18 protein-coding genes and 4 pseudogenes are annotated in these 22,042 nt (G+C 60.1%); 18 read left to right on the plus strand and 4 right to left on the minus strand.

Annotated features, from left to right (window positions below; genetic code table 11):
- Positions 1-47: 47 nt before the first annotated feature.
- Genes NKJ11_RS29865 through NKJ11_RS29875 form a run of 3 tightly spaced genes read left to right on the plus strand, consistent with a single transcriptional unit; the run spans position 48 to position 3,171 of the window.
- Positions 48-1,280, plus strand: coding sequence for a tyrosine-type recombinase/integrase (locus NKJ11_RS29865; RefSeq protein ID WP_352794866.1), 1,233 nt, complete (start codon positions 48-50; stop codon positions 1,278-1,280).
- Positions 1,280-2,185: a tyrosine-type recombinase/integrase gene (locus NKJ11_RS29870; RefSeq protein WP_352493042.1), complete on the plus strand. Its 906-nt coding sequence runs from the start codon at positions 1,280-1,282 to the stop codon at positions 2,183-2,185. Before NKJ11_RS29865 ends, NKJ11_RS29870 begins: the two co-directional genes overlap by 1 nt.
- Complete coding sequence (locus NKJ11_RS29875) at positions 2,182-3,171, plus strand: tyrosine-type recombinase/integrase (RefSeq protein ID WP_352794867.1); 990 nt, start codon at positions 2,182-2,184, stop codon at positions 3,169-3,171. Before NKJ11_RS29870 ends, NKJ11_RS29875 begins: the two co-directional genes overlap by 4 nt.
- Positions 3,172-3,252: 81 nt before the next feature.
- Here NKJ11_RS29875 and NKJ11_RS29880 read toward each other — a convergent pair.
- Together NKJ11_RS29880 and NKJ11_RS29885 are read right to left on the minus strand one after the other, a co-directional pair.
- Positions 3,253-3,447: pseudogene (locus NKJ11_RS29880) on the minus strand (transposase zinc-binding domain-containing protein); the annotation flags it as partial.
- A gap of 10 nt (positions 3,448-3,457) precedes the next feature.
- Positions 3,458-4,317 (minus strand): annotated as a pseudogene (locus tag NKJ11_RS29885) (site-specific integrase).
- A 693-nt stretch (positions 4,318-5,010) separates the two neighbouring features.
- On the opposite strand from NKJ11_RS29885, the gene NKJ11_RS29890 reads away from it, so the two are divergent.
- The 9 genes and pseudogenes from NKJ11_RS29890 to NKJ11_RS29930 all read left to right on the plus strand — a co-directional run bounded on the left by NKJ11_RS29890 (position 5,011) and on the right by NKJ11_RS29930 (position 15,662).
- The gene (locus tag NKJ11_RS29890; protein WP_352794868.1) at positions 5,011-5,448 is read left to right on the plus strand and encodes a VOC family protein; all 438 of its coding nucleotides are present in this window, start codon (positions 5,011-5,013) and stop codon (positions 5,446-5,448) included.
- A gap of 850 nt (positions 5,449-6,298) precedes the next feature.
- On the plus strand, positions 6,299-7,507 hold the full coding sequence (locus NKJ11_RS29895; RefSeq protein WP_352794869.1) for a Tm-1-like ATP-binding domain-containing protein: 1,209 nt from the start codon (positions 6,299-6,301) through the stop codon (positions 7,505-7,507).
- On the plus strand, positions 7,497-8,354 hold the full coding sequence (locus NKJ11_RS29900) for a phosphoenolpyruvate hydrolase family protein (RefSeq protein ID WP_352794870.1): 858 nt from the start codon (positions 7,497-7,499) through the stop codon (positions 8,352-8,354). The genes NKJ11_RS29895 and NKJ11_RS29900 overlap by 11 nt, the downstream gene beginning before the upstream one ends.
- A gap of 189 nt (positions 8,355-8,543) precedes the next feature.
- Positions 8,544-9,005 carry a cupin domain-containing protein gene (locus tag NKJ11_RS29905; RefSeq protein ID WP_352794871.1) on the plus strand — a complete coding sequence of 154 codons (462 nt, stop codon included), beginning with the start codon at positions 8,544-8,546 and terminating at the stop codon, positions 9,003-9,005.
- A 37-nt stretch (positions 9,006-9,042) separates the two neighbouring features.
- The gene (locus NKJ11_RS29910) at positions 9,043-10,131 is read left to right on the plus strand and encodes a Gfo/Idh/MocA family protein (protein WP_352794872.1); all 1,089 of its coding nucleotides are present in this window, start codon (positions 9,043-9,045) and stop codon (positions 10,129-10,131) included.
- 19 nt (positions 10,132-10,150) lie between these two features.
- A complete protein-coding gene (locus NKJ11_RS29915) occupies positions 10,151-11,980 on the plus strand; it encodes a phosphoenolpyruvate hydrolase family protein (protein WP_352794873.1) in 1,830 nt (609 codons plus the stop codon).
- Between the two features lie 174 nt (positions 11,981-12,154).
- Positions 12,155-12,586, plus strand: a pseudogene (locus tag NKJ11_RS29920) (hypothetical protein); the annotation flags it as partial.
- Between the two features lie 297 nt (positions 12,587-12,883).
- On the plus strand, positions 12,884-14,074 hold the full coding sequence (locus NKJ11_RS29925) for an acyl-CoA dehydrogenase family protein (protein ID WP_352794874.1): 1,191 nt from the start codon (positions 12,884-12,886) through the stop codon (positions 14,072-14,074).
- Between the two features lie 16 nt (positions 14,075-14,090).
- Complete coding sequence (locus NKJ11_RS29930; protein ID WP_352794875.1) at positions 14,091-15,662, plus strand: class I adenylate-forming enzyme family protein; 1,572 nt, start codon at positions 14,091-14,093, stop codon at positions 15,660-15,662.
- Here the strand turns inward: NKJ11_RS29930 and NKJ11_RS29935 are convergent.
- Positions 15,643-15,942 carry a hypothetical protein gene (locus tag NKJ11_RS29935; protein ID WP_352794876.1) on the minus strand — a complete coding sequence of 100 codons (300 nt, stop codon included), beginning with the start codon at positions 15,940-15,942 and terminating at the stop codon, positions 15,643-15,645. The genes NKJ11_RS29930 and NKJ11_RS29935 overlap by 20 nt on opposite strands.
- Before the next feature lie 297 nt (positions 15,943-16,239).
- Positions 16,240-16,439 (minus strand): annotated as a pseudogene (locus NKJ11_RS29940) (ATP-binding protein); the annotation flags it as partial.
- 150 nt (positions 16,440-16,589) lie between these two features.
- Between NKJ11_RS29940 and NKJ11_RS29945 the strand changes: the two are divergent.
- The 6 genes from NKJ11_RS29945 (at position 16,590) to NKJ11_RS29970 (ending at position 21,978) form a co-directional block, all read left to right on the plus strand.
- Positions 16,590-17,642, plus strand: coding sequence for a GlxA family transcriptional regulator (locus NKJ11_RS29945; RefSeq protein WP_352794877.1), 1,053 nt, complete (start codon positions 16,590-16,592; stop codon positions 17,640-17,642).
- Positions 17,643-17,683: 41 nt separating this feature from the next.
- Complete coding sequence (locus NKJ11_RS33895; protein WP_502905822.1) at positions 17,684-18,046, plus strand: hypothetical protein; 363 nt, start codon at positions 17,684-17,686, stop codon at positions 18,044-18,046.
- Positions 18,047-18,176: 130 nt separating this feature from the next.
- The gene (gene tnpA, locus NKJ11_RS29955) at positions 18,177-18,608 is read left to right on the plus strand and encodes an IS66-like element accessory protein TnpA (RefSeq protein WP_352794878.1); all 432 of its coding nucleotides are present in this window, start codon (positions 18,177-18,179) and stop codon (positions 18,606-18,608) included.
- A gap of 207 nt (positions 18,609-18,815) precedes the next feature.
- Positions 18,816-20,060 carry a site-specific integrase gene (locus tag NKJ11_RS29960; RefSeq protein WP_352794879.1) on the plus strand — a complete coding sequence of 415 codons (1,245 nt, stop codon included), beginning with the start codon at positions 18,816-18,818 and terminating at the stop codon, positions 20,058-20,060.
- Positions 20,054-20,968, plus strand: a complete 915-nt coding sequence (locus NKJ11_RS29965; RefSeq protein ID WP_352639863.1) for a tyrosine-type recombinase/integrase — start codon at positions 20,054-20,056, stop codon at positions 20,966-20,968. The genes NKJ11_RS29960 and NKJ11_RS29965 overlap by 7 nt, the downstream gene beginning before the upstream one ends.
- The gene (locus tag NKJ11_RS29970) at positions 20,965-21,978 is read left to right on the plus strand and encodes a tyrosine-type recombinase/integrase (RefSeq protein ID WP_352794880.1); all 1,014 of its coding nucleotides are present in this window, start codon (positions 20,965-20,967) and stop codon (positions 21,976-21,978) included. The genes NKJ11_RS29965 and NKJ11_RS29970 overlap by 4 nt, the downstream gene beginning before the upstream one ends.
- The last annotated feature ends 64 nt before the right edge of the window (positions 21,979-22,042 follow it).

Here is a 22,042-nt window from a genome sequence, read left to right on the forward strand (position 1 = left end):
CCTCCATCAGCTCGGCCACCAATGGCCGGTCAGAAACGGAGACGAACATGTTGGAGATTTACTTCTCGGCATCGAAGCTGCCGAGGCATTTGCGGAGCGGGCCAAGCGGACCATACCTTGACGGTTTCGCAGCCGCGCTCGAGCGGCAGGGCTATAGTGCCGGCACGGCCGCGCGATATTTGCGGGCGGCAGCGCACCTCGGCCATGTCGTGGCTCGGCAAGAGGCAATGCCCAGCGACATTGATCTGGCGGTGTTCAGCGAGCACTTGTGCACTTGTCGATGTCCGCGCGCCATGGGCGGGCGTCGCAACCACCACACCATTTTTGGCGCCAGGCTCTTTCGCCAGCACCTTGTCGAAATTGGCGTTTGCCAGTCCGCCGCTGCCGCATTGCAGCGTGCCGAGCCGTGCCTGGTGGCTCACTTCAAAGTGTGGCTGCGCAAGCATCGCGGGGCGTCCGATCCCACCATCAAGCTCTACGCCCGCGACGCCGCCCACTTGATAGCGGCACTCGGGTGCGATCCAGAGCGGTGGGAACCAGCCGCTATCCGCAGCTTTTTCCTGGACCGCGCGAGCCATTGCGGCAATGGAACCGTGGAGAAGCTGACGACCAGCCTGCGCGCGTTCTTGCGGTATCTTGCCGTCACAGGCCGCTGCCGAGCAGGTCTCGCCGATGTCGTTCCTGGCTTTGCCAGTTGGCGGCTTGCCGACCTGCCGCGATATCTAGCGGCGGAGCAGGTGAACCGGCTGATCGCGGTATGCGATGGCGAAGTCGTTGCGCGCCGGCGTGATCGCGCGATCGTCCTGCTCTTGGTGCGCCTCGGGCTGCGGGCCGGCGACGTGGCGCAACTCCGCCTTGACGATATCGAGTGGGAGACGGGCTCGCTGCGGGTCTCGGGCAAGTCGCGCTATGAGGTGCGTCTGCCGCTGCCGCAAGATGTCGGTGATGCGATCGCCGACTACCTCGCGTGTCGCCCTTCGACCTGCCCGAGCGATCACGTGTTCCTCCGCAATATCGCGCCGTTTCGACCGTTCCGGAACGGTGACGGCATCTCGTCGCTGGTGAAACGCCTCATGCAGCGGGCCGGCATCGTGGCGCCAGTCAAAGGGGCGCACGTCCTGCGACACACGGCGGCGACCGAGATGCTGCGCCATGGCGTTCCGCTTGAGAAGATCGGGTTGGTCCTGCGGCACCGAGGCATCGACACGACTGCCCGTTACGCCAAGGCCGATGTCACGCTCCTGAAGCAAATCGCGCAGCCCTGGCCGGAGGTTCTCTGATGTTGAAGGCCATCGAGACTTATCTGGCGCTCCGCCGTGCCACTGGATTCGCAATGCTGAATGCGGAATACTTGCTCAGGAGCTTTGCCGCCTTTGCGACCGAGCGCGGGCAAACGCAAGTCCACACGCAAACCGCAATCGATTGGGCGGCGCGGGGACCGTCTGTCGCGCAACGCGATGCTCGACTGAAAGCCGTCTGCCGCTTTGTGCGTCATGTCCGGGTTGAAGACGCCCGGCATGAGCTGCCGCCGGCTAATCACTTCGGTGCCCGCAAGACGCGGCGCTCGCCGCATATTTACCCAGCAGCGGAGATCGATCGCCTCATCGAGGCCGCCCTTCGGCTTCGACCCAAAGGCGGCTTGCGCTCACGGACCTATGCTACATTGATCGCACTGCTCTCAGTCACCGGATTGAGGATCTCCGAAGCGCTGAAGTTGACGGTCGCCGACGTGACGCGCGACGGCCTGCTGATCCGCGAGACCAAGTTCCGGAAAACCCGGCTGGTGCCGCTGCACGACACAGCAGTAGCGGGCTTGAATGGCTATCTGGCGCATCGCCGGCCCTGTTCCGAGACTGATCCGGTGTTCGTTGACGCGCGTGGTCTGCCTCTGCGCTACATTGCTGTCAAAGAGACCTTCGACAGGCTGGTCGGCACGGCGGGTATCGTACCGGCGGCGAAGCGCCGCCTGCGTCTGCACGATTTGCGGCACACGTTTGCGGTGCGCGCGCTACAAGGCAGTCCGACGGATCGAAGCCGAAGCGGCGCGCATATGGCGGCGCTTGCGACCTACATGGGTCACGTCAACATCTATGCGACCTACTGGTACCTGGAGGCCACCGCCGACCTCATGCGCGACGTCGCCGCGGCCGGTGAAGGGTTCATTACCGAAGGGAGGCAATCATGACGCCGATTGCTCCCCTCATCGAATCGTTCCTCGATGAGACACTCGCCCGCCAGCGGGACGTCAGTCGGCATACGCGCGACTCCTATTCCCTGAGCTTCCAATTGCTCTTCATGTTCGCTGCAAAGCGGCTGAAGGTCTCGCCATCGGCGCTGGCGCTGGAGCAACTCGACGCCGGTCTCATCAGCGACTTCCTGGAGTATCTCGAGGATAAGCGCAAAAACGCGCCGGTGACGCGCAATGTCCGGCTGGCGGCCATCAAGTCCTTCTTCCGCTTCCTCGAATACAGGCAGCCGGCAGCCCTGGAGCATGTCCGCCGCGTCCTGGCGATCCCATTCAAGAAGACGGATCAGCGTCTGGTCCCCTATCTCCTGCGGGAGGAGCTGCAAGCGGTGCTCGACGCTCCGGATCCCGCCACGCGCGATGGCATCCGCGACCGGGCCATGCTGCATCTGGCGGTTTGTGCGGGTCTGCGCGTGTCCGAGCTGACGGGATTGAATCTCGAGGACATCGACCTGTCGTCGATGAGCATTCGTGTCCTGGGCAAGGGACGGCGGGAACGGAAGCTTCCCTTGTGGAAGACCACGGCCGCAGCCCTGCGCGCCTGGCTCGCCGTTCGCGGGCGGGTTGCAGCACCCGAGGTGTTCGTCAATGCCCGGGGAGAGCCGCTGAGCCGATGGGGCTTCGCCTATCTGCTCAAACAGCATGCAGCGACTGCCGCTCGAGCGCATCCCGGCCTCAACAAGAAACGCATCTCGCCTCACGTGCTCAGGCACACATGCGCGATGATCATCCTGCAAGCAACGCAGGACATCCGTAAGGTGTCGCTTTGGTTGGGACACGCGACTCTGACGACCACTGAAATCTACACCCGTGGTGATCCGACAGAGAAGCTCGACGCCATGGAATCGATCGTTCCACCGCATCTGCGGCGCGGCGCGTTCCAGCCGTCCGACAGGCTGATCGCGCTCCTTAAGCGCCCTTCGTAATGGTGAGCCGGGTTGGCGACGGCGGACACAAGAGCGCGATCAAGTCGCCGCCAACTCCCCATTACTGGATCTGCCCATAAGGCAGGAGTTATAGGCTTGCCGCATGAGACCGCAGTCGGCGCAGTGTTCAGCGTGACCGCCCAGGGCCGCGGTCCGGCACGCCTCCACCGCGGCCATGACCCGGCGTTCGACACGCCCGAGATGGCCGGCATGGTCGCGGCGATAATCAGCCCCGTGACGGTGGAATACATCCGCCACTTCCAGATCCGGGCGCATGGCGCGCGGCTCAGCCGGGCGGCGTGATCTCCATGCGGAGTTGGTCAAAAGGACTGGCGGTCCGGCCGATCACAGCCGTTGAGACCTGGGCGTATAGTGTCGTCGTCGCCAGGCTGCGATGGCCCAGCAGCACCTGAATGATCCTTATATCCGTGCCGGCTTCCAAAAGGTGGGTGGCGAAGCTGTGGCGAAGGGTGTGCACCGTCACCCGCTTCTCAACGCCCAGGAACTCGCAGGCTGCTCGACAGGCGATCGCTAAGGTCTGTGGGTGGATCGGGCCGCGGCCATCGCGCCGAGGAAATAGCCATCGCCCCGGCTTGGTCAACCGCCAATAGACGCGCAAATCTCCAGCAGCTGCGGCGACAGCATCACATAGCGGTCCTTGCCGCCCTTGCCCTGCTCGATGCGAATGATCATCCGGCTGCTATCGATGTCCGTCACCTGCAGACGCGCCGCCTCCGCGGCGCGCAAGCCCACCGCATAGGTGGTCATCAGAGCGACCCGGTTCCTCGTCCCCTTCACGGCCTGCAGAAAGCCGACCACCTCATCGGCGCTCAGCACGATCGGCAACTTGCGCGGCGTCCGAGCGTAAGCGATCCGCTCAGGCAGATCAGATCGACCCAGCGTCACGCCGTAGAAGAAACGCAAGGCGCAAACGGTCTGGTTCAACGCGCCCCACGAGACCCTTCGGCCCACCAAGTGGGCCTGATAGGCGCGCACCTCTTCGTATCCCAGTTGATCGGGTGATCGTCCAAAAAATCGACTGAACTTCGCCACGTGATGCACGTAGGATCGCTGGGTCTCCGGTGACAAATTGCGGATCGTCAGATCTTCAATCATCCGCTGACGCAGAGGGCTTATCTGGGCCATCTGGGGTTCTCCTGTCTGGAAGGTTGGCTCGACACCAAATCTTCTCAGACGGGGGCCTCCTCAGGCCAGACCCGCGCATCAGCTACCGCGGCAGCGGTTTAGTTCAATCACGCTCGGCGGCGCAAGGGAATCGCAAAACCGAATTGCAAGAAATAGCTCTCAAATACCGTAAATCCTGCAATTCCAAAGCCGGCATTCACGTCAATCAGCAAACACAATCAATGACTTGCGGATAGTTCACGGTCGACTATTGAACTCCGGCGCGATTCAGTCTTCACCCCGTATCCGAAGTCCTTGCGGGTGCATTTCGCCGTTGATCGCGGTCACGCTCGGGAAGTTGGAGACGCAGCGGCGGCCACGGTCTCAGGAGCTCTCAGAATATCGTACGTGCGAGATGATTGCACGATTTTACCCAGAACGTCGGTTTGCGCCAATTGATTTGCTGCAGGCGTGACATCTAGGCTTTTCAAGTGAGGACGATCGAGTGAGCGGAACCCGGTAGGAGGACGATGACAAAAGTCTTACGTGGTGGGCACCCTGCGATACCAAAGGCAGCGAACTGCGCTATCTCCGCGACTGTTGGAGAAAAACTTCGGCCGACTTCACCGATCGAGCAGAATTGGTCCACGATTGAATTGTTCGAGTGGAACACGTTGACGGAGGTTGATCTGCGACCAAAAGCCGGTCATCAGCTTGGACCACATACTTGGGATGTTCTCACAAATAGGTTATGAAACTACGAGGGCAAAGATGAAGCCGCATAAGTTCGAACATATTGGTTTGCGGGTCAAAGACGCGGAGCGCTCGATAAAATTCTATAGCGAGGTGATCGGCATGGAAGTGCGGGAGCGCCAGCTCTTCTTCCGCGGTGCGCAATTGATCTTCCTCACACTCGGCGGACAGGAAATCGAGCTGATCGCCGGCGGCAACAACAATGATTTCCCCGGCCGCAGCCCCATCGACCACTACGCCTTCACCGTCCGCGACCTCGACGCCGCCAAGGTCCGGGTAAAGGAACTCTGGCCGGAGGCCGAATTCACCGAAGACCTGCAACTCTGGGACAGCATGCGCTGCAGCTTTGTCAACGGGCCAGACGGGGAGAAGCTGGAGTTCTTCGAGCGGCGGGAATAGGGCGCATACTTGTGCACCCGACAATGCAAGATATAGGCTCCCTGTCGCGGACTTAAGGCCGCAGTCGACGTTTTCCGCACCGAACCGGTGCGCTTCCATCCCAACGTACTGACAACGCCGCATATTGCTGGAGTCGCGTTCTACTGCCATGAGCGTTGCTTCTATGATGCGTGCGTTGACTGCCTTGCCGCGATCGAGGGACAGCCGAGACGCTTCGAGGCCGCGCGGATAGATGCGATCATGTACATGGGGGTAGATGAATCGGGGCGCGCCAAGCCGCAGTAACGGCGGTCTGGCTATTACTCCGCTTACCCCGGCGGCGACGGCTTCCCTGAGCCTTTCCGAAGCTGTCGACCACGGCGAGAGCATTGAAGCGCTTTGCGACCGCCGTACGCAGCAGATTGATTTCGGTCGTCACCCCGTAGCCGAAGTCCTCCGAACCTGACGTGCATTTTACCGTCGATCGCGGTTGCGCTCGGGAAGTTGACGACGCCGGGGCAGCCGACAGTCTCAAGGGCCTTCATATCCACGTGGCGGCGGAATGGATCGAGGGCGAGCACGCCTGCAAGTACCCGGCTCGGGTATATTCGGTTGCCGATTTCCGACAGGAGACGGCCGTTCAAGACGGGCAAAAGAGGTGACGGCTCAGTCTGTGCGTCAGAGGGCGCGGCAGAGTCGGGGGTGATCTGGATAGGATTGAAGCGTGGAAACGGAGTGCATTTGTGGCTGCGAGTTGTTTACCCAATTCTACCCAAAGCACAGACCTGCGCCAATTGATTTGCTGCAGGCATGACGTTTAGGTTTTTGGTGAGGTGAGGACGGCTAACGAGGAGTGGCCGGGAGGAGAACAATGAAAACGGTTTATGTGGTTGGCACCTGCGATACGAAGGACAGCGAACTGCGCTATCTCCGGGACCTTATCCGGGATGCAGGTTGTAACGTCGTCCTGGTCGACGTTTCGGTGTCGGAGTTTCACAGCGAAGCTTCGGATGTCGACGTCCAGCCGGCGGAGGTGGCACGCTTCCATCCGAACCCGCCGAAGGCCGAGGAGCTCAAGGACCGTGGCAAGGCAGTCGCCGCTATGTCGCAGGCCTTGGTGGAGTACATCCGATCACGCCCGGACGTCGACGGCATCATCGGTGCGGGCGGCTCGGGAGGAACTGCCTTGATCGCGCCAGCAATGCGCGCTCTCCCCATCGGCGTTCCGAAGGTCCTTGTTTCGACCGTCGCCTCTGGGAATGTTGCCCCTTATGTCGGGCCGACCGACATCAGCATGATGTATTCGGTGACGGACGTTTCCGGACTGAACCGCATCTCGCGGGTGGTCCTCGCCAATGCTGCCCATTCTATTGCCGGGATGGTCCTCAACAGGGTTGGCGCCACAGCCGACGAAAGGCCCGCAATCGGCCTGACGATGTTTGGGGTCACGACGCCATGTGTCCAGGCCGTGGCCCGGTCGCTGGGGACAGATTTCGATTGCCTGGTGTTCCATGCCACCGGAACAGGCGGGCAATCCTTCGAGAAGCTCGCCGATTCCGGTCTGCTGGTCGGCGGGATCGATGTATCTACCACCGAGGTCTGCGACTATCTGCTGGGCGGCGTTTTCCCCTGCACGCCCGATCGCTTCGGGGCCTTCGCTCGGACGGGACTGCCCTATGTCGGTTCCTGCGGCGCTCTCGACATGGTCAACTTCGGGGCCATGGACGCAGTCCCGAATCAGTTTCGCTCGCGCCGGCTGTACGTCCATAACCCGCAGGTCACGCTGATGCGAACGACGCCGGACGAATGCATCAGGATCGGTGAATGGATCGGAGAGCGGTTGAACCTTTGTGAGGGGCCCGTTCGCTTTCTGATTCCGGAGCTGGGGGTGTCGGCGATCGACGCGCCGGGTCAGCCCTTCCACGATCCCGAAGCCAATGCTGCGCTATTCGCAGCGCTCGAACGCACGCTCCGTTGCACTGACAAGCGACAGCTGGCGCGCGTCGCCCTTCACATAAATGATCCGCAATTTGCGGAGCACCTTGTTACCAATTTCAAAGAGGCCCTTCGTGAGCACTGATCCCGCCATCAAATGTCCCACCCGTTCGGAGCTGATCGAGCGTTTCCAGAAAAAGATCAAGGCCGGTGAGCCGATCATCGGTGGTGGTGCCGGTATGGGCCTTTCCGCCAAGAGCGAGGAAGCCGGCAATATCGACCTTATCGTGATCTACAATTCGGGCCGCTATCGCATGGCCGGCCGCGGGTCCCTTGCCGGACTTCTTGCCTATGGCAATGCCAATCAGATCGTCGTCGACATGGCCCGCGAGGTTCTGCCGGTCGTTACGCGTACCCCAGTGCTTGCCGGCGTCAACGGCACGGATCCGTTCGTGGTGATGTCGACCTTCCTGCGCGAACTGAAGGAGATCGGCTTCGCCGGCGTGCAGAATTTCCCGACCGTGGGTCTGATCGACGGGCTGTTCCGTCAGAATCTCGAAGAGACGGGCATGAGCTATGCCCAGGAAGTCGAGATGATTGCCGAGGCCCATAAGCTCGATCTCTTGACCACACCCTACGTGTTCAGCCCGGAAGATGCGGTAGCGATGGCGAAAGCCGGAGCTGATATTCTCGTCTGCCACATGGGACTGACGACGGGTGGCGCGATTGGTGCGCGTTCGGGCAAGTCGATGGACGATTGTGTCTCGTTGATCAACGAGTGCATTGAAGCCGCTCGAGCGATCCGCGACGATATCATCATTCTGAGCCATGGCGGCCCGATCGCCAATCCGGAAGATGCCCGCTTCATTCTCGATTCCTGCCAGGGATGCCACGGGTTCTACGGCGCAAGCAGCATGGAGCGGTTGCCGGCGGAGGAGGCGATCAAGTCCCAGACACTCGCCTTCAAGGCGATCCGCCGCAAGACAGCCTGATAGTAGAAGGGAAGGAAAAAGATGTCCGTTTTCAAAAGCGGAGAACAGCCACCCACTTGGTGCGAACTCAGAGGGTTTGAATTCGCGGACCTTTCCGACCAGCCCCTATCGCTTCCGCTCTCCGGCAATAGGCAGCGGCTACTCGTCACACGTGGATCGTGCCGCCTGACGAGTGGGAACGGAGCGCAGGTGCTCAGTGAAGGCCAGTTCTGGGACTTGCATGAGGCCGACGGTCCCTTCACAGCGGATGCCGGCGATCGCACGGCGCAGGTGCTCATTTTTTCCGGCAAGTGGGGCACCGAGCTGGGTGGGTGCGGCATCTTCGAACTCACTTCCAGCACCTTGGGTTGGTCAAAGGGTGACCCCGTCACTTATCCTAAGTCGACCAACTTTGACTCTCACTATCATGATTGCGACGAATACTGGGTGATCTTCGAGGGATCAGGCACGGTCGTTGTCGGATCGCGCAGTTTCGAAGTTGAGGTTGGTGATTGTGTCGCCATCGGCATGGGACACCACCATGATCTTCCGCAGGTTCGCTCAAACGTGAAGGGTGCCTATTTCGAGACGACTCTCGAAGGTAAGAAGCGCTTTGGCCATCTTTGGGAGCACAAACACGGCCCTGCCGATGTTCGCCCCGACCGGGTGTGATTCTCGCCTAAATTCTGCACATCTGAAGGAAAAATCGATGACGTATAAGGTCCTACATGTGGGGGCAGGCGGCTTCGGAGAGCGCTGGTGCGACACATTTTTGCCGTCAAACCATTCAGACGGGACGATCGAGGTGGTCGGCTTGGTGGATATCGATGCCAAAGCGCTCCAAATCGGCCGGAAGCACCTCGGATTGAAGGCGGAACAGTGCTTCACCTCGGCCGAACAAGCCTTCCAGGCGGTAGATGCCGACTTCTGCACCATCGTCATTCCGCCCGCTTTACACGAGGGAATCGTCGACCTGGCCCTTGCACGCGGCATGCATATTCTGTCCGAGAAGCCGATCGCCGATACCATGGAGGCTTCCGTCCGCATCGCTGACGAAGTGAGAGCGGCGGGCCGCAAGATGGGAATCACCATGAGTCACCGGTTCGACCAGGATAAAACGACGCTGAGGACGCTCGTAAGCGGGGACGCCCTCGGCCGGGTCAATACGGTGTCCTGCCGGTTCGCCGGGGATTTCCGCGCTTACGATTCGTGGAGTCGTTTTCGGCACGAAATGAACCACCCAATGCTCATTGAGGGCGCCGTACATCACCTCGACATCATGGCCGATCTGGCGGAAGCGCCCTGTACGTCAATTTATGCCCGCACTTGGAAGCCCGAATGGGCGGAATACAAGGACGATACGGACGTCATAGTACTGATGGACTTCGCCAACGGTGCGCATGGCGTTTATGAAGGGTCGTCAGCACAATCCACGGGGCTCAATGATTGGGGCTTTGAATACTTCCGAGTGGAAGCGGCATCCGGGACGGCGATCCTCGATCATAGAGAGGTCGAAGTGTTCCACAGGGATCCGAAGCGGATCTATCAAAAGAACCGGCAAGGGAGAGGGCAGCAGGTGTCTCTGCTTCCTGGGAAGAAGTGGAAAAATACACTCTTGATCGAGCAGTTCTGCCATTGGCTCGACGGCGGCCCGCCAATGGCGACCAACGTGGAGGACAATCTCCAGTCGGTTGCGCTAGTGTTCTCAGCCATCGAAAGCGCGCGTCTCGGCCAGCCCGTGAAAGTACAGGAATTCCTCCAGTCCTTTAGAAAGAGCGCTTCGATCGACGCTCACTAAGATGTAGGCTGGCCCCACAATGGCTGATCCGATCATTCATTCTGGGGATCCTCGTCTTGCATTATCCGCTCTCGCGCACGCGAGAGCGGATATCGTTGCGGCCCTTAAGGCTACGCTTGGCAAGCCCAATTCGACTCTCGTTGGCGCGGCGATCGGCACAGGGATGGCCGCCCAGGCGGCCTCACGCGGCGGCGCAGACTTTATCCTCGCTCTGAATGCTGGGCGCCTGCGCAGCATGGGCGCGCCCTCCATCTTCTCCCTGCTTGCTTTGCGCCGGAGCAATGACTTCGTCATGGATTTCGCCCGCTCAGAGATCCTGCCTTTCGCAAAGGTCCCGGTCTTCTTCGGGGCCTGTGCTTTCGATCCCCGGCGTTCGCTGGACGCTGAGCTGGAAAAAATCGCGGATGCGGGCTTCGGCGCGATCGTAAACTTCCCGAGCTCCATCTTCCTCGATGGACGTTTTCGGGCCGATATTGAGAGCGCAGGAGTCGGTTTCCAGCGTGAGCTCGAAATGCTTCATGTCGCTCGCAAGAAGGGTATGGCAACTCTCGCCTACGTTCGAAAAGTGGTCGAGGCGCAGCAGGCGGCTCAGGCCGGCGTGGACATCATCAACCTTAATCTCGGCTGGAACGTCGGCGGAACTGTCGGAAGCCGCACCGGGCTGAGCCTGACGCAGGCGGCCGAGTATGCGAAAATCGTTTTCCGTCATATACGCGCCATTTCGGAGGATACTCTCTGTGTCCTGGAGGGCGGCCCCATTGTCAGTCCCCAGCAAATGTATGAGGTTTCGGCAGCTTCAAAGGCGGACGGATACATCGGCGGCTCTACCATCGACCGGGTGCCTCTCGAGGCCTCGATGGAGCAGGTTACATCGGCCTTCAAATCCGTCGGCACGTTGCAAAAGCGAATTGATGAACTGGAGCGCCAGCTCGAGCATGTGCAGCGCGAATACTCCATCGTCGGCCGCTCGCCATCGATCCAGCAAATCAAGCAACGGATCGAAAAGCTCGCGGCGTCTCCACTGCCGGTTCTGATTACCGGGGAAGCCGGAACCGGAAAAAAGCTCCTGGCACGCGGAATTCACGAGGCCGCCAGACGTCCCGGGAGCAAGCTCATCAGTGCAAGCGCCGCCGACCCAGGTGGAAACTCGCTTTTTGGCTCCGCCCCAAGCGAGGGCGGACGGAAGGTGCTTGGCCTGCTTCAGTACCATCCCAAAGCAACCATACTGATTGAGAACGTCGAATGCCTGTGCGTGGATGCCCAGGAACGGCTGATAGAAGTCATCGAGACAGGCGTTTACCGGCGTCTGGGCGACAACGAGAAAGGGCGGTTCGAAGGCCGCCTGATTCTGACATCGACGAGGCCGCTCTCTCAGTTGGGCTCAAGCGGACTGTTGATGCCTGCGCTCGAGTCGCGTCTGTCCCCGGGACATGTATTCCTTCCCAGTTTGCGTGACCGCCTTGAAGACCTTCCCCTTCTTGCAGAACATTTCTTCCAAGCCCTCCGAAAGGATCGGCGCAGCCGAAAGCTGCAAGTTGACCATTCGGCCTACCGCATCCTGATGACGTATAGGTGGCCCGGCAACATCCGTGAATTGCGTTCGGTGCTCGAGACTGCCGCCATTAGCTGCGAGGGCGACTGGATCAAGGCCGAGCATCTGCCGCCCCTAAGCGATGCGGACGCGCCGCAGCCGCATCCGGCAGACGAACGGGAATGGATAATTGACGCACTTCAGCGTCATCGTTTCCGCCGCGGAGAAACAGCGCGCTATCTCGCGATTTCGCGAAAGACTCTTTACAACAAGATGCGTGCTTACGGCCTGCCTTTGCAGCCACGGACAAACGCGTAGGCCAAGGAACCCTGCCTGATGTAAAGGACACTTTCTTTTGTCGCGAAAACTCTGCGTTCTTCGTTCTTCCTTGAATCTGACCCAGCGCAACAGCCGTGAATTCCTTGAGGCGCTGGTCCCTAGCACGTTCTACGACGTCAGCGTGCAACTCAATGAAATTGGCACCGCTTTGAGAAGGGAAGCAGGCTGCGGCTCGCCATTTCAAGCAGTTATTGGCTCATGGTATGGCTGTCACCGGAACGGGTCACGCTTTTCGTGCGCACAGGTTCCACAGCGGTTCTTCTTCCTATATGTCCTGTTCGACCGGAGGATAGCCGGCTGAGAGAGTTCGGCCCCCGGAGGCCGCCCCTGGCGGTGACAGTCATCCCACCTTCCACATCTGATTGGTCGGTCAAGCGGGACGTGGCGACTGGAGAGACAATCACGACGCGGCAAGGGGACGGCGGCGCTGACCAGTTAGGTGACATTGATCTTACACTGAGCACGCGTCGATCCGAGACACACCGGATCCTGCCAGATGACCCGCTCTCAGTCCAGGTGGAGTCGTCCTGGCAGAAGCGTCTCAGTCGGGCCAGTTGGATAGCGACGTCGATACAAAGGTCGTGATGACTGCAGCGCCGCACTTTTTTCATTTCGAAGCCAGCCTGGAAGCCTTCGGAGACCAGACCGTCTTTTCTCAGGCGTGGAGCGAGGCGTCCCGCGGGAGTGCTTTAACGACAGGGCAGGAGCCGATGTCGGGTCGGTATCCTGCCGTGTCGCATTTCGCCTTCCCCCATATAGCCGGGCCGTTAGTTTCAGGCGACCGCTGACTCTGCAGCGACAGTTCGGCCGCAACCTGTTTTGGGCTCTGCAACGAGACCAGGAAGGGCCCTGTGGCTGCATTCTTACAACGTCGAGACCCGCATGCGTGACTTCCTGCTCAATGACGAAATGCGAGCGTTCAGGTGTGAGATCCGTGCGCTGTTCCAGCGCGAGCTGGTTCCACGTTGCAGCGATATAGAGCGGCGATCTGGCTGGAATGCCGTTATGGAAGTCGTCCAGGCGCTCGGACGCGGTGGCTACCTGCGATTGCTGTTCCGAGATCTATACGACGGTCCGCTCACCGAACCTGGCCTTACTGCAGCTACGATCCTATCCGAAGAGGCGGCCTATCACAACTATGGGTTCGAATCGACGGTCGCAACGACGCTGTCTTGCGCCTTTCCGCTGTATCGCTTCGCAAGCGCCTCTATCCGAGATCGCCATTTGCGTCCTCTTATCGAGGGCAAATCTGTTGGCGCGATCTGCATGACCGAGCGGAATGTCGGATCCGACAGCGCGGGGATGGAGACAATCATCAGATTTGATCACAGCACAAGCGAATGGGTCATAAACGGCTTCAAGCGCTACATTTCAAACGCGTCCAAGGCTGATGTCTACGTGGTCTGGGGAATTTCAGACCCTACCGTCTCGCCAAGGAAAGGCATGACGGCAATCGTCGTCCCCGGCGACGCCCCGGGCCTGTCATTCCCCCAAAACTATGACTTCATGGGACGTCGCGGTTGCGTCGTTGGCGAAGTTTCTTTTGACGAGGTGCGCGTCCCTGAAGACAACCTGCTCGGCCGCGAAAATGAGGGCTTCGGCATCATGCTCGCTGCCTTCAACTTCGAACGCATCCTTCTGGGCGGCTCCGGGCTTGGCGTTGCCCGGTCTGCATTTGATGTCGCTGTGGCCCACGCTCAGCAGAGGAGCGTGTTTGGCCAAAAGCTCGGACAAAAGCAGCTCATCTGGGACATGGTAGCCGAAATGAGTTGGCGGCTGAACGCTGCGGAGCTCCTCACCTACCGCGCGTCGACAATGTACGACCAGGGCGTTGATGGTGTGAACCTGATGGGTGAAGCCAGCCAAGCGAAACTTGTATCCACCGAAATGGCGATCTTCTGCGCCGATCGAGCGGTCCAAATCCTCGGGGGCGACGGTCTGACACAACAATTTGGCCGAACAGAACAGATATATCGAGATGCACGCGCACTCACGATCGTAGGTGGAACGTCAGAGATGAACAAATACCTCATTTCGTCTCGCGAGATGCCAACCATAAAGCTGAATCTTTAGTTCTAAGGACACCTTGGTGGTGAACATAGCGCGCCTGCTGGAAGCCTCTGTAGAAAGGCATATGCATCACACGGCCTTGATATACGAGGATCGCAGATGGACTTATATTGATTGGTTTCGACGGATTAGGCGTTTCGCTCAGGCTCTTGCCGACATGGGCGTTCGCCCGGGAGATCGTGTCGCTTTTTACGTTTCCACGTCCGAGAATTCCGTGACCACATACTTTGCCTGTCAGCTCTTGGGTGCAGCGGCCGTTCCGCTTAATTTTCGCTTGAGCGCGGGGGAGGCGATCTCGATCCTCCAGGACTCGGGAGCCCGGGTTTTGATCTATGGCCGAAATCTGACTGAGAATGCCCTGAAGGTAGCCGCACAAGTTCGGTCTCTCCATGAGTACATAGGTTGTGCCTATGATCCGGATCACATTCCGGCAGGCCACTTCCATTTCGAAACCCTTGCGGAGCAAACGGTTGATCGAAATGAAATTTTGCCAACTCCTCAATCGGACGATATTTCAGCGCTCGTATACACGTCTGGGACCACGGGGCGACCGAAGGGGGTAGTCCACACCCACGCCAATGACGTAGCGATCGCCATGAACTGCGTCATGGAGTACGGCCTTTCCCACAGGGACACCGCGCTTCATATAGCGCCCCTTTATCACGTCGGAGGCATGCAAGCCTACTTCATGCCCCATCTCATGGTTGGGGCAACGAACGCCGTTCTGGGCCGCTTTGAGGCTGAAAAGACTTTGGAGACCATCCAGTCAGAGCAGATCACCACACTGTTTGCGGTGCCGACCCAGATCCAAGAAATGCTGTTCCATCCGAGAGTTAGCGAGTTTGACATCTCCAGTTTGCGGCTTGTGACGACTGGAGGTGCGGCAATTGCGTCCGCAACGATGAAGCGAGTCATCGAAGAGTTCTGTCCCCGTGTGTTCAACGGCTACGGAATGACGGAAGCGTCTTTGACCCTGTTATTGCATCCAGAACACGCCTTGCAGAAGCTCGGGTCGTGCGGCAAGCCCACGCTTATTTCAGAATGTCGCGTGATCACGAACGATCCGGCGCGCGAGGTACCTCCGTCTGAAACAGTGCCGCAAGGGGAAATAGGCCAGCTCATCGTTCGCGGCCCGCAAGCGATGACAGGCTATTGGAACAAACCGGCCGAGACGAGAAAGAAATTGAAGGATGGCTGGGTTTATACAGGAGATCTTTTTTCAGTAGACCCAGACGGGTTCTTCTTCTTCCACGGCCGGTCCGACGACATGATCGTTTCAGGGGGCGAGAACATCTATCCTCGCGAAGTGGAAGAGGTTCTTCATAGGTGCCCAGGGGTCCGGGAAGCCGCGGTTGTTGGACTTCCGGATGCCAAGTGGCAGAACGCGGTGACGGCCTTCGTCGTCTCCGATCCGGGTTTGACTGCTGATCACCTCGACACGTTCTGCAAGACAGGGGGCGTTCTCGCCTCGTACAAGCGTCCACGGCGCTACGTTTTTCTCGAAACGCTAGCCACAAATCCCAGCGGTAAAGTTTTGAAGCGAGAATTGATAGAAGCTCATGCTGCGGAACTCAGCACATCGAATTCATAAAAGAACCACGCAAACTGCTTAAACTAACTAAGTTCCATAAATTATGGCACACTACTTGAGATTGCAGGAGATAAGCTGAAATGTCCGGGTCTGGCAAAGGAAGTAGGAATATCGCTCCTGCTTGCGCCTTGCCAATCTTCCCGCCTTCGACAGTGCGGGGATTGCGGGACTGATTATGATGAGCGAAGGCGAGCTGCGGCGCATCGAAGTTCTGTCGACGATTATTGAGCGGCGAATGACAAGCGTTGCAGCGGCGAGCCAGCGCGACGGTCGCTACCATCTCCAGGATGCTTCCCCGGTCCGCGCGGCCGGTCCGGCGTCGTCGAATCCCCGTTCCTTGCCGCCGAAGCTCTCGCAAAGCGTTGGGACATTCCACGCTGGCTCATCAAGGCTGACAATTCCCTGCCGATTGCCGGTGCGATCAACGCGCTGGGAGGGTTCAACGAGGTGTGTCAACGGCGGAGCAATTCCAGGCCACCGCGGCGGAGTAAAAGCAGGCCACTTACGTGAGGGTGCGCCGAAGAGAAGGGCCCGATCGGAGCCCTTCTCTGCTTCGGCGGCCGTTCGGTATCGAGGATCAGGCTTTGTTGATCTCGCCAGTCTCGGCGTCGACGATATTGGTATTGGCCTGGTTTTGCTCCGCCCCGACCGCCGCGGCGGCCCGACGCCGCCCGGCGGATCGCCATTCATGGTCAGGATATGAACGTGATGGGTCAGCCGGTCGAGTAGCTCACCGGTGAGCCGCTCGGAACCCAGGACCGATGTCCAGTCCTCAAAGCTGGCGGACGATCGCCTAGTCGCATTGACTTATGCCTACGAGCAAGCAGTTAGGCCGAGACGATCGCCCAACATTACGCCACCCCTAGTGGGCACAAGGTCGCTAGAGTGCGAATGCTACGTCGCTTCGCCTGACGCATGGAGGGAGATGTGCCGATAGCCCAAGATACCGTCTTTGATGCGGAGGAGAGACCCCAAGTCTTTATCTTCCTTCTTGTGCTCGGTCTATCTCTAATGAGCTTGGCCTCGGCAATTGAGCCGCTGCGTTGCCTCAACCGATTGATACAACGGCCTGCTTTCCTGTGGCGATTCGCAAGTCCGGCTGGCGTCGATATAGAGGCTTCTATGGGTTTTCCGCTGCCGACGCTGGAGTATGAAGCGGCGCTCCGCGGTGCAGACTACCTCTTCGTCTGCGGTGGTGTGCATACTGAGTTGAACGATGAAAGGCGCTATCTCCAAATTCTTAGGGAGGCGGGGCGTCGTAGACTCACGATTGGATCGCTCTCAACCGGCACGCGGCTGCTGGCTCGGGCGGGTCTGCTGTCAGGGTATCGTTGCACGATACACTGGGAGAGCCGTTCTGCGTTTCAAGAAGAGTTCCCCGATCTTAACTGCACGAACCGGATTTATGAAATCGACCGCGACCGCTTGACCTGTTCGGGTGGGATTGCGGCGATGGATATGATGTTGCATCTGATCTCGCTACGGTTCGGCAGAGATCGTGCTCGGAGCGTTGCCAATCAGTTCCACCATGAACATATCCGAAATGAGAACGAGGATCAGTTCGGTGGACGCCTGGAACATCTAGCGCATCTGCCAAAAAAAGTGCGATGCGCGATCGATCTAATGCAGCGTCATGTTGAGGAGCCAATACCAGTTCCGCACATTGCCCTACGGGTAGGGCTTTCTGTGCGTCAGCTAGAGCGCCGATTCAAAATGCACGCTGGCCTAACGCCTCAGCGGTACTACATGCAACTCCGTGTAGAGCGTGGGCGCGAGCTTCTCATCTACTCTAGCCTATCTGTGATCAACGTAGCTCTATCTTGCGGTTTCGATTCAGCTTCCCATTTTTCGACATGGTACAAACGGATCTTCGGAAAGAGGCCATCTGAATCGCGGAGACAAGATCGGACGCCCCCAGTTCATACACCCGTTGAGAATGAAGCCGCGTCGCAAATCGCGAAAAGAGCTGCCAAAGAATAGGATCGACAACCGACGCACCAGCGCGTCGCTATGACTGCCAAATGAGGATTTTTCGTCGGTCGCCACCAAGCGGACCCAAGCTCGACGCCGCGTTGGACTATGTGCGCGAGGGCGACACGATGATCGTCACCAAGCCCGACCGGCTGGCCCGTTCAACGCTGAGCGAGCCGGAACTGGCCTACAAGGAGAAGAAGACCAGCGCGCTGGTCGCCGCGCGCCTGCAAGCTTGGGGATACGAGGTCGCTGAGAATATCGGCGGCACCGGCGTGGTCGGCACACTGCGCAACAGACTTGGCGAAAAGAGCATCGGCGGGACTGTCAGGAATTCCGTGTGCGGGCGGGCGGTTGAACATTACGCCGCCATGGCTCGGATGAAGCGCTCGTCGAAGATGACGGCGAACTGAGCCTTGGCCATGGTCCACTCCACGTGGAGGCATTTTCCACTCTTTCGTAAGCGCTGTGGTGGGGCCACCTTTCGGGAGTGGTCGCGATCTGTGAGGTTGCCGATCCTGTATTGGGATCGGAGATCGGCTTGTGTCTGGACTTGACCGTACGCTTGACCCGGAGCGGCAGCTTCGGCGTTTCGAGGTGATCAACGGTGCTGGCGGCCGGCGTCATTGGTCTGTGGATGACAAAGCGCGGATCATCGCGGAGACGCTGGAGCCGAATGCAATCATTTCCGAGGTCGCCCGCCGTTATGGTCTCAGGCCGCAGCAGGTCTTCGCCTGGCGCCGGGAAGCGCGCAAACAGGCAGCTTCGGTGCAGCAAGATTCTCCTGCCTTCGTGCCGGCGGTTGTGGCGCCGGAACCTGTAGCCAGGCGTCCACCGAAGCAGCGGAAACTGCAAGCCACCCGAGATGCCGGCATGATCGAGCTTGAGATCGACGGCATCGCCATGCGGGTCGGCCGTGGCGCCGATACCAGGACGGTGGCGGCGGTGATCCGCGCGCTGAAGGCGACGTCGTGATCGGGCCGACGGGTGCGGTCAAGGTCATGGTGGCGACGAAGCCGGTCGACTTCCGCAATTATGTGGAGCGCCGGATTATGCGGAGTCCGCAGCAACCAAGGCCAATTCGTCCGTTGATTCCAATGTGTTAGAGCGCTCTATCTGCTTTCTTGCTCGGCATAATTGTTGTCGTCTCTCGACGTCATTTGACCTCGAGAGGAGACCACATTGTCAAAGTCGAAGGAAGTTCTGCTTGAATGCACGCGATTGATGGACCCGGGCGCCTTGCGACCGTTCGTAGAAGCGTTCACGAGCCGATTGTTGAGCCTGGGACACACCCGCCTGACGGTGTCAGGCTACGAAGCCTCGGCTCGTCACTTCGGACATTGGCTGCAAAGCGCCAAGATCGCTGTCGCGGAGATCAACGAGGATACGGTTCGCCGCTTTGCGCGACATCGATGCCGCTGTCCCGGCGTTCGACGAGCCGATCGCCTGTCCGCCAAATACGTGAACCGGACGCGGCGGTTCGTGAGCTTTCTGGCGGAATGCGAGGTCGTTACGCCATTGACGCAGGATGAGCCGCGTGCCCACGACGACCAAGTCCTTGCATTCCAGATTTGGCTGAGACGGCACCGGGGCATTTCTGAGCGCACAATCGGTCGCCATGGCCGAATGGTCATGCGGCTGCTTCCGGCTTTGGGTCCCGATCCAAGGCACTACGATGCCCGTCTTATTCGGCAAGCGATCCTGGATGAAGGCAAGCGAACTTCGCCAGCTTACCTCAAGACAATGACGATGGCGCTGCGGGGCTACCTCAGATATTTGGCAACCCAAGGCCTATGCCGGCCGGGGCTTGATCATGCGATCCCGACGGTGCCGCAATGGCGGTTGTCGGCCTTGCCGCGCTACATCTCCCCGGCGGAAGTTGAGCGGGTCATTGCGTCGTGCGACGTTACGACGCCAATGGGCATCCGCGACCGCGCGGTGCTTCTGCCACTTGCACGTCTCGGCCTGCGCGCCGGCGACATTTCGGGAATGCGCCTCGACGACATTGACTGGCGCGAGGGAACCTTGCGTGTCCGCGGCAAAGGACGCCGCGAGGTCCAGCTTCCGCTGCCCCAGGACGCTGGCGACGCGATTATCGACTATCTGCGAGACGCCCGTCCGCCTGCCGCCTGTGAGCAGATTTTCCTGCGGACCGTTGCACCGTTTCGGCCATTGGTGAGCGCGAGTGTCTCGAGCATCGTCAGCCTTGCGCTCGCGAGGGCCGGCATCGACCACGCTCCGTCCCGAGGCGCCCATCTTCTGCGGCATTCGGCAGCAACCAGCATGCTGCGGGCCGGCGCCACGCTGGACCTGATTGGAACCGTGCTGCGCCATCGGTCGGTCGACACCACCGCCCACTACGCAAAGGTTGACGTCGACATGTTGCTTCGGGTTGCCCAGCCCTGGCCGGGGAGTGCGTCATGCTGAGCCAGGATCTCGCACGCTATGTGGAACTGCAGCATAGGCTGGGCTTCAGGTTCCGCGTCCAGAACACGCTGTTGAAGAGCTTTGTTGCCTTCGCCGAGCGACACGACGACCGACATCTCCAAGCTGCCCGCGTGCTCGAATGGGCGAGGCTTGCGTCTTCGCCACAGCAGCGCCGCAACCGACTCCTGACGGTCCGCCGCTTTGCGCTGGCGCTGTCGGCCGAGGATCGGCGTCATGAGATCCCGCCCGCTGACGCTCTGGGCCGCAGCCCGTTGGAGCGACGGATTCCGCATATCTACAGCGCGGACGAGATCGCCGCGCTGATGCAGGCGGCTGCCCGCCTGAAGCCGGCAGGTTCGATCCGGCCGTTAATGTACGAGACCCTGTTCGGCTTGATTGCCGCCACCGGCATGCGCATTTCCGAAGCCCTCTCGCTTCAGCTCGATGACCTGACCGCCGATGGCCTGATCATCCGACAGACCAAGTTCCACAAGAGCCGCTTGCTGCCGCTCCACGGCACGACATGCGACGCTTTGGACCGGTATTTGGTTGCACGCCGCCGGCTCGGTACCTTGAACAATGCGCTATTCGTTTCCGCCGCGGGCGCATCGCCGGCCTACAGTACCGTGATCGCCAACTTTCTCCAGCTCGCGCGCTCGATCGGCCTGCGAGGAGGCCCCGGCCAACCGGGCCCCTGTATTCATGATCTACGGCACACCTTTGCCGTACGCTCACTGGAGCAGTGCCGGCACGATCGCGATGCCGTCGGCCGTCATATCGTTGCCCTCAGCACCTACCTCGGCCATGCCCACGTCACCGACACCTATTGGTACCTGCAGGCAACACCGATCCTGATGAGGCAGATCGCGGCGGCCGGCGAGGCCTTGCACCAAGGAGCCGTCTCATGACCGCGCTGGCTCCGCATCTCACCGCCTTCCTGCGCGAGCATCTGCCGCACGAGAGGCGAGCGAGCCCGCACACCTGCGCGGCCTACGCCTACAGCTTTCAGTTGCTGCTCTGCTTCGCGGCTGCCCGACTGCGGACCACCCCATCCGGCATCGAGATTGAGCAGCTCGATCCGTCGCTCATTCTCTCCTTCCTGGAACACATGGAGGAAGGACGCGGCAACTCGGCGCGCACCCGCAACGTCCGTCTTGCCGCCATCAAAGCCTTCTTCCGCTTCCTCGAGTATAGGCTCCCGTCCTGTCTGGATCAGGCACGCCGGATCCGGGCGATCCCGATGAAGAAGGTCGACGAGGCCCTCGTCAGTCATCTCAGCCGCGACGAGATGCAGGCTCTGCTCGACGCGCCGGACCCGCGTCAGGTCTCCGGCATCCGCGATCGGGCGATGCTGCATCTGGCCTTCGCTGCCGGGCTGCGCGTGTCCGAACTCGTCAGCCTCCGCATCGACCAGATCGACCGCCAGACGGTCGCCAGCATCCACGTCATGGGCAAAGGACGCCGCGAGCGCGTGCTGCCCCTGTGGAAGGAGACCGCAGCGGCATTGAAGGCTTGGCTGGCGGTCCGCCCGGCGAGTGGCGACGCCGAGCTCTTTCTCAATGCGACGGGACGCGCGATGACCCGGTCCGGATTCGAATATATCCTGGCCAAGCACGTTGCCACCGCGGCGCGGAAGCAACCGTCCATTGCCGACAAGCGCGTCACTCCCCACGTCTTGCGCCACACCTGTGCCATGCACACGCTGCAGGCGACCCTGGATGTCCGCAAAGTCTCGCTCTGGCTCGGTCATGCCAGCCTCCAAAGTACGGAAATCTACCTGCGGGCCGATCCGACCGAGAAGCTCGAGGCGCTCGCCGCGATGGCGCCGCCGTCGCTCAAGTCGGGTCGCTTCCGCTCTCCCGATAAGCTGCTGGCCATGCTCAAGTCCGTCAGCCGATCGGCAGATTATGTCGAGTGATCGCTGCTCAAATACCGCAGGCGGCAAGGAATTGCCGCTGCGGACTCCGCATAATCCGGCGCTC

The organism is Mesorhizobium sp. M0243, from assembly GCF_040321775.1.
Lineage (GTDB): Bacteria > Pseudomonadota > Alphaproteobacteria > Rhizobiales > Rhizobiaceae > Mesorhizobium.